This is a genomic window from Ileibacterium valens, assembly GCF_001945525.1.
Classification (GTDB): Bacteria; Bacillota_I; Bacilli_A; order Erysipelotrichales; family Erysipelotrichaceae; genus Ileibacterium; species Ileibacterium valens.
The window spans coordinates 1-9,986 of the sequence record NZ_MPJW01000273.1 but is presented as its reverse complement, the minus strand read 5'-3'; the positions used below and the strand labels follow the sequence as shown (position 1 = coordinate 9,986).

The following is a 9,986-nucleotide window of genomic DNA, read 5'->3' as shown; positions in this document are numbered from 1 at the left end:
CGGGAGAACATGTCTTCAGATGCAGGACATGAGATTATGGTCAGCCGGAGCATTCAGGCGGAAGGAACCTTCGGAGATCTTAAAGAAAACTACAGATACAGCCGATTGAGACGCCGGGGACTGGAAAACGTAAAATTTGAGGTGCTTATTGTGGCCATGGGACACAATATCAGAAAATTAAACAACAGAAATCGGATGAGTTGCCCAGAACTCGAACGTTATGGAAAATTAAAGGAGCAGAAAAGCGAAATCTGAAAAAGATTATAAACAGTCTTTTTGATTTTTGGCTCTTTTCAGTGCGTTCAAAAATTGACTTGAGCGGAAAAACACATCATAAAACAGGATTGAATCAGATAAAAAGCATAGAAAAAGGGGCTGTAAATCTCGCTGATGAAAAATCAGTCGAAATTTAACAGCCCCTTTTCTTTTGGCTGGCTATGCTGTCTTAATGGCTTTTATTACAAAAAGATAAGAAATAGATTTATAGCGAAAGATGAAAACGGTTGCAGGAATCTTCTTGAACAGATTTTAAAAAATGGGAGGTGATTTGAGTTTAATCCGGTTCAATAGATCCGAGACCTTATTTTTTAAACAAAAGATGATCTCTGTAATATATAATTTTTTAATGCGGTCAATTGATGCGTTCTAAAGTCTGAACCAGAAAAAGGTTCTGATTCAGACTTCAGAATACAAACACAGATCATACTTCGATCAGGAAAGGATTTTAAGATGCGAGTTGGACTATTTACGGATACTTATCTGCCCGATATCAATGGGGTTGTCTCTTCAACAGTCACTTTAAAAAAAGCCCTTGAAAGAGCCGGTCATACCGTGTTTGTCATTACCAATCATGCCGGAGCAACCATTGAACTTGAAGGTGACGTGCTGCGCCTTCCAGGTATTGCTCTGAAAGGTCTATACGGTTATAAGATGAGCTCTCCAATTTCGCTTGGTGCTCTTTCCTATATTCGTAATATGAATCTTGATGTCATTCATCTGCAGACAAATTTTGGAGTCGGAGTCTATGGACAGGCCATCGGCAAAACTTTAGGGATTCCATTGGTCGATACCTATCACACGATGTATGAAGACTATACTCATTACATCAATCCTCATGGATTTTCCGGGATTGAAAAATTCAGCAAGGAAGCGATTCGGGCTGCCAGCCGCAAAGTCTGCAACAATGTGCAGGCGGTCATTTCTCCTTCTCAGAAAACTAAAGATATACTTGAAGAATATGGAGTGTTTGCTCCGATCTATGTCTGTCCGACCGGATTAAATCTGGATGCTTTTGAAGAAGGAATCAATAATCTGCAAAAAGTAAAGGCGATCCGGCAGTCAGTCAGTGATGATCCAGAGCTTCGTTTTATGATTTTTCTTGGCCGAATCGCTAAAGAAAAATCACTGGAAATGGTCATCGAAATGCTGGATGTTCTTGAAGATGAGCATTTCCATTTAGGGATTGTCGGAGCTGGTCCAGATGAAGATTATTACCGGGATCTGGCCGGTAAATCGAAATACAGTGATCATATTCATTTTTTAGGCCGTGCAGATACCGAAGATGTTCCGAGTTTTTATGCGGCCAGCGATGGATACATTTCGGCTTCGCTTTCAGAAACCCAGGGGATGACCTACCTTGAGAGCCTGGCCACAAAGACGATGGTCTTTGGACGCCGTGATGAAGTTCTCGATGGCCTGATTGATGAAGGGATTACCGGATATTACTTTGATACCAAAGAAGAACTCGCCCAAAAGATCAAAGCATACTATCAATTAAATGAAGAACAGAAGCAGGAAAACAAGGCAGCCTGTCTTAAAAAGATCGCTCCATTTACCGATAAGACATTCGCGCATAAAGTCGCAGCTGTCTATGATCAAGCGATTCTGGATTATTCGAGAACATATGTTGTTTCAAAGATAAAGTTCAAGGATGATTTTGTTCAATTGACTGTCTTCAGAGACTCGGAAAGAGAAGATACAAAGTTCTATTTACCTGCTGAAGATTATTTTGAAAACAAAATTTCCATCGGAACAAAGCTTGATGGGTATCTGGTTGATCTCCATAAAGAAAAGCAAAATTATTATGAAGGCTGGATGGCTGCCAGAAAACGGGCAGCAAGCCGGGATATGACGAGTGCTCAGCTTTCGAGGTATTTAAAGAAAACCCATGACTTAACAGATGAAGATGCTAAAGCCATCACGGATGAATTCGAGAGTCGTCATTATATTGATGATCATGCGTATGCACTTGAAAAATCGCAGTACTGGCAAGCTTTAGGATACTCTTCCAAAGAAATTGAGAAAAAACTCTTTAAGGCTGGAATTTCACCTTCAGATATTCAGGAAGCATCAGAGCATCTGACTTCTGATCTTGAAATTACAAACGCCAAGAAGATGGCCAAACGTCTGGTTCATACGGTCAAAAATCAGTCGGCTAAAATCAAACGGCAGACCATTAAGAATAAACTTCTATCAAAAGGATATTCGGTAGATGCTGCCAGTGCAGCCAGTGAAGAGCTTGAACTCGATGATAATGAATACGAAGCTCTTGAACAGTGCTATGAAAAAGCGCTCCGGCTTTATCGATCAGCAGATCCGGCTAAACGCAGACAAAAAATTCGGCTGTACTGTATAAAACAGGGATTTAGTGCCAGTATGGTTGATGAACGATTAGAAAGCGGTGAAGAAAATGATTTCTGAACTTAAAGAAGGCCATGTACGTCTTAAAGGTCTGATCACGAAATCTGATGTTGGAAAAACAAATAAAAATGTTCCCTATCTCAATATGATTCTGGAGGATTCAAGCGGGGATCTTGATTGCAAATTCTGGAATCTGACAGAAGAAACAGTCAAACTCTGGAAAGTGGGGATGATCGTTGAGGCCAAAGGCGATCTGATTCTTTATCGTAATGTCCCTCAGCTGCGGATTCGTTCTCTGAAGGAGCTGCCGGATGAAAAGACATTGGATTATGTTCGCTATGCCCCGATGAATGGCAAACAGATGGAAGAAGAAGTCGATGTCCTGATTGAAAACATGAAGGATCCAATCATCAGGGATGTGACCAGAGAAGTCCTCAATATGGTTCGTGAAGATTTCTTTGCCTATCCAGCAGCTGTCAGAAACCATCATAATTATCCTGGCGGGCTGGCCTATCATACTTTGTCCATGGCCCGGATCGCGAATCGGGTGGCAGATCAGTATGAATTTCTGGATCGGGATCTGCTGATCTCCGGAGTGATTCTGCATGATCTTGGAAAGGTCATTGAATTATCGCAGCCGGTCCTTCCGGAATATACCCCGGCAGGCAATCTGATTGGACACATCTCATTGGTAAATAACCTGATTGACAGGGTGGCTGTTGCCCTGGAAGATGAAAATAGTGAACAGGTCATGCTGATGAAGCATATGGTTTTATCGCATCATGGAAAAATGGAATATGGTTCGCCGGTGATGCCCATGATTCCGGAAGCTGAAATTCTCAGCCTGATCGATAATATCGATGCCCGTATGGTGATGATGGAAAATGCATTGGAACAGGTTACCCCAGGTACCTTTGGGCCAAGGATTTATGCACTCGATAACAGAATGCTTTATCGCCGTAAGAGTGACAAAGCTGAAAATTCCATGAATGAAGATTCTGAAAACCGGGATGAAAAAGCAAGTTCAATGGCTGCAGCTGATGAATCCAGCCAGAATTAAAGCCAGACAACAAACAATCAAACAATGAAGCACAAAATAACGAAATACTAAAGAAAACTCAAACAAACGAATACCATCAAAGGCGGAACAAATGATCCGCCTTTTTTTCAAAGGACTGACTTTCCAGATTGCAGGTAAAACAGGTTATCTGTCCAACAGACAGTTTAAAAGTCATTCATGGACTAAAACCGATAAAATAGACTTAGATCCAGATGAAAATGATCTGTAATTTGAAAATCTGAAATGTTGGAATGATATTCATCATCAACTTTCTTGGATGATAAATAAGAAGAAATTTGAAATAAAAATCAGTCGAATATATATTGAAAGCTTTAACACCAAAGATCAGTTTAAGGAGGAACAGGAGAATGAAAATTGGATTTGTATCCCTTGGCTGTGCCAAAAACCTGACAGATTCAGAAGAAATCATGGGTATGCTCAAGGATAACGGGCATATTCTTGTCAATAATCCCCGTATGGCGGATGCGATTTTGATCAATACATGCGGGTTCATTAATCCAGCTAAGGAAGAGAGCATCAATACGATTTTTGAAATGACGCGCTATTCAGACAAGATCATTGTCCTTGGCTGCCTGGCTCAGAGATATGAAAAGGAACTCAGAGAACAGATTCCCGAAATCAGCCGGATCATTCCGATCCATGACTACTCTAAACTTCCGCAGATCCTGGAAGAAGAACTTGAAGAAACCAAAGACGTTCCTTATTTAAAGGGGAAAAGAACAGTCTCTGGGAATCCATGGAGCGCTTATGTAAAAGTCAGCGACGGCTGTTCGAACCATTGCACTTACTGTGCAATTCCTTTGATTCGTGGGGAACAATCCAGTAAACTCATAAGTGAAGTAAGGGAAGAAGCAGAGTACCTTGCTTCATGTGGTGTCACAGAGTTAACTCTGATTGCCCAGGATACCACAAAATTTGGTCTGGATCGAAGCGGTGAATTGGAGCTTTCCAGACTGATCGAAGAAATCGATCAGGTTGAAGGCCTCCACTGGATACGGATTTTATATATGTATCCAGATGAAATCACCGAAGACGTTCTTCAGGCTATGAAAAAGAGCAGAAAAGTTCTTCCATATTTTGATATACCCATTCAGCATGCGAATGATCGCCTACTGAAGAAAATGAATCGACGGGGAACGAAAGAAGATGTCAGAGCCCTGATCGCACGGATCAGAGAGCTGTTTCCGGAGGCAACTCTCAGAACGACCTGCATCGTTGGGTTCCCGTCAGAAACAAAGGAAGAATTTGAGGAACTGCTCGAGTTTACAAAAGAGATTGGCTGGGATCGAATGGGTGCCTTCACTTATTCCAAGGAAGAAGACACACCAGCATACAGCATGCTTCCGGAAGTGGATGAAGCCGAAGCAGAGCAAAGACTGGATCGCTTAATGGAGGTCCAAAAAGAAATCTCAAAAAAGAATAATCAAAAGAAAGTTGGAACTGTGATTGAAGTTCTGGTTGAAGATAAAGATGCACTCAGCGGCAAATACCATGGACGTTCGGCAGCCGATGCGCCGGATGAAGTGGATGGCCAGGTGATTTTTACTTCAGACAGAGAACTCGCTCCTGGATCTTATGTTCAGGTTCGAATAACAGATTCTTCGCTTTATGATCTGTACGGAGTTTATGAGGGATAGGCTTCAGGATCAATCGAATAAAGCAAGACTGTAATTCAAGGAGGTCATTGAAATGACTAAGGATCAATTAGTAGACGCTTTAAAAGCAGCTGTTGGCGGAACACCTTATGGAGATATGATTGTTGACGAAGCAGCAGTTACCTATGATGATCAGGATAAAAAGTACGGACAGAATATGAAAGACCGTCTGGACGACAGACTAGGCATCCTGAAAGCTTATGAACGCATTCATAAAGATGCTGGTGAAGAAGCTAAGGCTACTGCTGAAGACGAAAAGATCGCTATCGTTGAAAAGGCTCTGGCAGCTCTGAAATAAGTTCAGAACTCGATTTCAATGAACTACGATCCTCTCGGACCTGCTTACCATTGAAGAAACTGGGTATTTACCCTGACTATAGATTTATAGAAGATTTACAAATGATCGGTTGAACGAACGGATCGTTCATAAACAACTGATGGTTTATTAACAATAAGAAGGATATTCCTTCAAGGAGAAAAATAATCATGACTAAAGCTGAATTCAAAGAAGTATTAACTAACGCAATTGGTGGAACTGCTTACGGTGACGAAGTAATCGCTGATCTCGTAGAACATTTCGACGAAACTGGTAAATATGCACAGACTGCTAAAGATCGTCTTGACGAAAGAAAAGGAACTTTAGAAGGATGGGCTAAAAAACACGCTGCTGAAGGCGACGCTGCTAAAGCTGCTGAAGAAGAAGCTAAAGTTGCTATCGTTGAAAAAGCTCTTGCAGCTATTAAGTAAGCAAAATCTGAATCTGCTTAAGCTGAATTAAATTCTATCGGCAATTCGGAATTCAATAAACAGTGCGGGCAGATCTCAGGATCTGCCCGCTTTGCTTCATATTTTAAAAGCTGAATTTTATTGAGGAATACGAACACAGGCATACGCCTGTTCGCAAACCCCAAAAAGACAATTTGTCTTGGGAGAAAACAATCATGACTAAAGAAGAACTCGTAAACGCATTGAAAGCCGCTGTTGGTGGAACCGCTTATGGTGATGCTCTTGTAGAAGAAGCAGCCGCTACTTATGGTGATAAGGATAAAAAATACGGTTACGATATGAAAGACCGCCTGGATGTTCGCTTAGGCGTTCTGAAAGCATACGAAAAGATTCATCAGAATGATGGTGAAGAAGCTAAGGCAACTGCTGAAGCTGACAAGATCGCTATCGTTGAAAAAGCTTTAAAGGCTATTGAATAAGAAGATCCCTTCTGCTTAAGCCAGGCCGGCAGGGCATAGCTCTGACGGCCTTTTATCACAAATTCGAGAAAGTAGGGGAATGTTCATGTTCAATGACAGTGATCTTCAGGAATACAGGGCTTTAGCTCCTGCGATTTATCCGGACTGTACAACACTTGTACTCGTTTCTATGCCTAGCGTAGATTCTGAAGTGGATCAGTTCTATTTTGCCGATTCAAGCAACCGATTCTGGCCGGTGATGGGAGCTATATTCAATATGCCCTCTGAGACAAAAGAAGAGCGTTTAGCCATTCTTGAACAGAATCATGTTGGAATCTGGTCGGTCGTTAAAAGCTGCATGCGGTATCTTTCCAGAGAGGATACGATGCAGGATATTGTTTTAAATGATATTTCGGGTTTTCTGAAAGAACACCCATCAATCAAACGAATCGTCTGTGTATCCCATGATGCACTTAGACTCTTGCAGGAAGCCGATGGACAGGCAGCGGCAATCGCCTGTTATGTTCCTTCACCTTCTGCAGCAGATCTCTGGTATGACTCCGTAGAAAAGCTGGTTCCAGAATACCAGAAGGCGTTTGGTCTCAATTCAGAGTTCTAAGCGGATTCGCTCAAAGCTAACTATTCCACGGAAAACTTGAAGTACGATTATACTTTTATTGAAACATCGAATAAGCTGTCTAAGAGGATCAACTATCCAATCAGACAGCTTTTATTTATGCTTGGAAATTGATATCAATATTTGTCAGTGAAGGAGAAAAAGAATGGTGGTTTTAATTACTGGAGCTTCTCATACCGGAAAGACAGCGCTCGCACAGAAATTGCTCGAAAAATATAAATATCCTTACCTGTCCCTAGATCACTTAAAAATGGGGCTGATCCGCAGTCAGCAGACCTCGCTTACTCCTGTCAGCAATGAAAAAGAACTGACAAATTATCTATGGCCGATCGTGCGTGAAATAATCAAAACGGCAATAGAAAACGAGCAGAATTTAATTGTGGAAGGATGCTATATTCCATTTGACTGGGCTAAGGATTTTGATGAAACAGTTCTGAGAAACATCAGATATTACTGTTTAGTCATGAGCGAAAAGTATATCATGAGATATTTTGATGATATAAAACAATATGCCAATGTGATGGAAAATAGATTGGAAGATGAAAGTTTCACGATTGAAACAGCCCTTCAGGATAACGCCCGAACACTAAAACTTTGCCAGTCTTACCATGTGAACTGTATTTGTATTGATGATGAATATAAAATCGATATTGAATTGTAAAATCTCTGAATGAGAACTTTTATGACGCATTCAAATATTATTGTTAGGTCTTTATTCGCGTAATTGGGGATAGCTATCCGGAGTGATGAAATTTTGTATCGGTCTATAGATGGTATTGGGCCTTGTTTTTGCTTTGGCTTTTAATTTTAAGGTTCGACATGGTGATTGATTCAGTTGATAGTCAGTGAAAATAAGCATCCAGGTGCATCTGAACTGGCGAATAATAGAATCAATCGCCTTACGACCTTCTGTGATTAGCTGTCTGCTATGATTTATTGAGTTAGTTCAAAACGAAAGTGAAAGTAAACAACAGGCAAAATAAAGCGATAAGAACAGGGGGAATATAGGATGAATTTATATTGGGCAAAAGTAAAAGAAAATGCGGTGGTACCTTCAAAACGGAAGGAAGATGCTGGTTATGATCTCTATCCGTGTTTTAAGGAAGATTATCTGGAAATCGCGCCATTAGAAACAAAACTGGTTCCATTAGGAGTGGCCAGTGCCTTTGATGATGGATATGTTCTTTTTTTAAAGGAACGCGGATCAACGGGATCCAAAGGCCTTGCGATCAGAGCTGGAGTCATGGATTCAGGATATCGGGGAGAATATATTGCTCCTATTACGAATCTGAACAAAATTCCGGCAAGAATCATTAAAAGAGAAGCTCTCGAAAAAATGAGTGAATCGGATAAAAAAGACTTGCTTCTTTATCCTTATGAAAAGGCTATCTGTCAGGGTGTCCTGCTTTTGATGCCTCAGGTCGATTCAGAAGAGATCAGTTATGAAGAGCTGATGAAGATCACGAGTGATCGAATGAGCGGGCGTCTTGGAAGTTCAGGAAAGTAAGAAGAAACCTATTCCAGTCGAAGAATTTTTCAATAGCCAGGAATTTTCGAGTGGCCAGGAAGTGTAGGAAAGAACAGCCAGGAATTATAGGTAAGAACAAAAGTGGAAACATAAACGGAAAAATGAATCCTTGTAAGGATTATTAGCCTTTTCTCATACAATTCAGTTGGATCAGATCGATTTCCACCGGGTTTTCGTTTTGACAGAACAGTCATTAATATTCGGATGGTAAATCAAGAAACAATTAGATGGACAATATCACACGATATCATTGGATAATTGTTTTCTTTTTATGAAAATTTGAATGTCTGTGAATCGCTCGAATCGTAAGGAAATGACTTATAGAGTGCATGAAATGTTGTATGAGGTTAACTCTTGCATTCGAATGAGTGCTTACAGTAAACTTAAGAAAGCAGGCAGGGGGATGAAAACATCCCCTTTTCTTTTTGAAGAAATCCTTGTATAGTCATAGGGAACCTGCAAAGGCGCAAAATTCCTTGTTAAGAATTATCCATTTTATAGTTGATTCTTGTTTCGAGTATGCTATTATATTTGAGCGTGCTAGAACACTGCGCCATTAGCTCAATTGGATAGAGCGTCTGACTACGGATCAGAAGGTTGTGGGTTCGACTCCTGCATGGCGCGCCATCTGTCGGGATGTAGCACAGCTTGGTAGTGCACTTGCATGGGGTGCAAGGGGTCGCAGGTTCAAATCCTGTCATCCCGACCATTATTTAGAATGGCTAGGTAGCTTAGTTGGCTAGAGCATCCGGTTCATACCCGGAAGGTCGTGAGTTCGAGTCTCACTCTAGCCACCATTCATACGGAGAAATACCCAAGTGGCTGAAGGGTCCGGTCTTGAAAACCGGTAGGTCGTGAAAGCGGCGCCTGGGTTCGAATCCCAGTTTCTCCGCCATATGTATATAACTCCTTTATATATAGGATAATCAATAAACAATGTAGTAAAAGATGCAGCTTTTTCTACATGAGGTTAAGAGAGATAATACTTCTTCTTTTAACCTCTTTTTTTTTATGTTTCTTTATCAATGTCATTAAGTTAAGGAGTGTCTTCCATGCGGAATTCGCTCCTCGTTTTTTTGATTTTTAACACAAGCAGTGGAGTTGCTCCAAAAGTTTATAAATTATCCGAATATGGCACTTGACAGACCGAAGCTCGGAACTAATCCATAATCCGAAGGATTTCGGAGGTGGTTATTTTGACCCATTCGAAATCCCCTAAACAGTATCGCCAAATCTTCTATTCTTACCTGGACGGTCTGGC

At 41.0% G+C, this 9,986-nt stretch carries 10 protein-coding genes and 4 tRNA genes; all 14 read left to right on the top strand.

The features are described 5' to 3' along the window. A partial coding sequence (locus tag BO222_RS12670; protein ID WP_075817320.1) for a transposase occupies positions 1 to 255 on the top strand: 255 nt, incomplete at its 5' end. Between the two features lie 474 nt (positions 256 to 729). Next, positions 730 to 2,700: a glycosyltransferase gene (locus tag BO222_RS12665; RefSeq protein WP_075821102.1), complete on the top strand. Its 1,971-nt coding sequence runs from the start codon at positions 730 to 732 to the stop codon at positions 2,698 to 2,700. After that, positions 2,690 to 3,700 (top strand): 3'-5' exoribonuclease YhaM family protein, encoded by a 1,011-nt coding sequence (locus BO222_RS12660; protein ID WP_075821101.1) that lies wholly within the window; start codon positions 2,690 to 2,692, stop codon positions 3,698 to 3,700. The genes BO222_RS12665 and BO222_RS12660 overlap by 11 nt, the downstream gene beginning before the upstream one ends. Before the next feature lie 368 nt (positions 3,701 to 4,068). After that, positions 4,069 to 5,358 (top strand): 30S ribosomal protein S12 methylthiotransferase RimO, encoded by a 1,290-nt coding sequence (gene rimO / locus BO222_RS12650; protein WP_075821099.1) that lies wholly within the window; start codon positions 4,069 to 4,071, stop codon positions 5,356 to 5,358. 52 nt (positions 5,359 to 5,410) lie between these two features. Next, the gene (locus BO222_RS12645) at positions 5,411 to 5,674 is read left to right on the top strand and encodes an FRAT-87 protein (protein WP_075821098.1); all 264 of its coding nucleotides are present in this window, start codon (positions 5,411 to 5,413) and stop codon (positions 5,672 to 5,674) included. A gap of 188 nt (positions 5,675 to 5,862) precedes the next feature. After that, on the top strand, positions 5,863 to 6,123 hold the full coding sequence (locus BO222_RS12640) for an FRAT-87 protein (RefSeq protein WP_075821097.1): 261 nt from the start codon (positions 5,863 to 5,865) through the stop codon (positions 6,121 to 6,123). Positions 6,124 to 6,317: 194 nt separating this feature from the next. Next, a complete protein-coding gene (locus BO222_RS12635; RefSeq protein WP_075821096.1) occupies positions 6,318 to 6,581 on the top strand; it encodes an FRAT-87 protein in 264 nt (87 codons plus the stop codon). A gap of 85 nt (positions 6,582 to 6,666) precedes the next feature. Then, positions 6,667 to 7,179 (top strand): DNA-deoxyinosine glycosylase, encoded by a 513-nt coding sequence (locus tag BO222_RS12630; protein ID WP_075821095.1) that lies wholly within the window; start codon positions 6,667 to 6,669, stop codon positions 7,177 to 7,179. A gap of 163 nt (positions 7,180 to 7,342) precedes the next feature. Continuing rightward, positions 7,343 to 7,858: an ATP-binding protein gene (locus tag BO222_RS12625; RefSeq protein WP_075821094.1), complete on the top strand. Its 516-nt coding sequence runs from the start codon at positions 7,343 to 7,345 to the stop codon at positions 7,856 to 7,858. A gap of 348 nt (positions 7,859 to 8,206) precedes the next feature. Beyond that, a complete protein-coding gene (locus BO222_RS12620; RefSeq protein WP_075821093.1) occupies positions 8,207 to 8,704 on the top strand; it encodes a dCTP deaminase/dUTPase family protein in 498 nt (165 codons plus the stop codon). A gap of 571 nt (positions 8,705 to 9,275) precedes the next feature. Beyond that, a tRNA-Arg gene (locus BO222_RS12615) sits at positions 9,276 to 9,352 on the top strand. Between the two features lie 5 nt (positions 9,353 to 9,357). Beyond that, a tRNA-Pro gene (locus BO222_RS12610) sits at positions 9,358 to 9,434 on the top strand. A gap of 11 nt (positions 9,435 to 9,445) precedes the next feature. Further along, a tRNA-Met gene (locus BO222_RS12605) sits at positions 9,446 to 9,522 on the top strand. A 7-nt stretch (positions 9,523 to 9,529) separates the two neighbouring features. Beyond that, positions 9,530 to 9,620: transfer RNA gene (locus tag BO222_RS12600), tRNA-Ser, on the top strand. Positions 9,621 to 9,986: the final 366 nt, after the last annotated feature.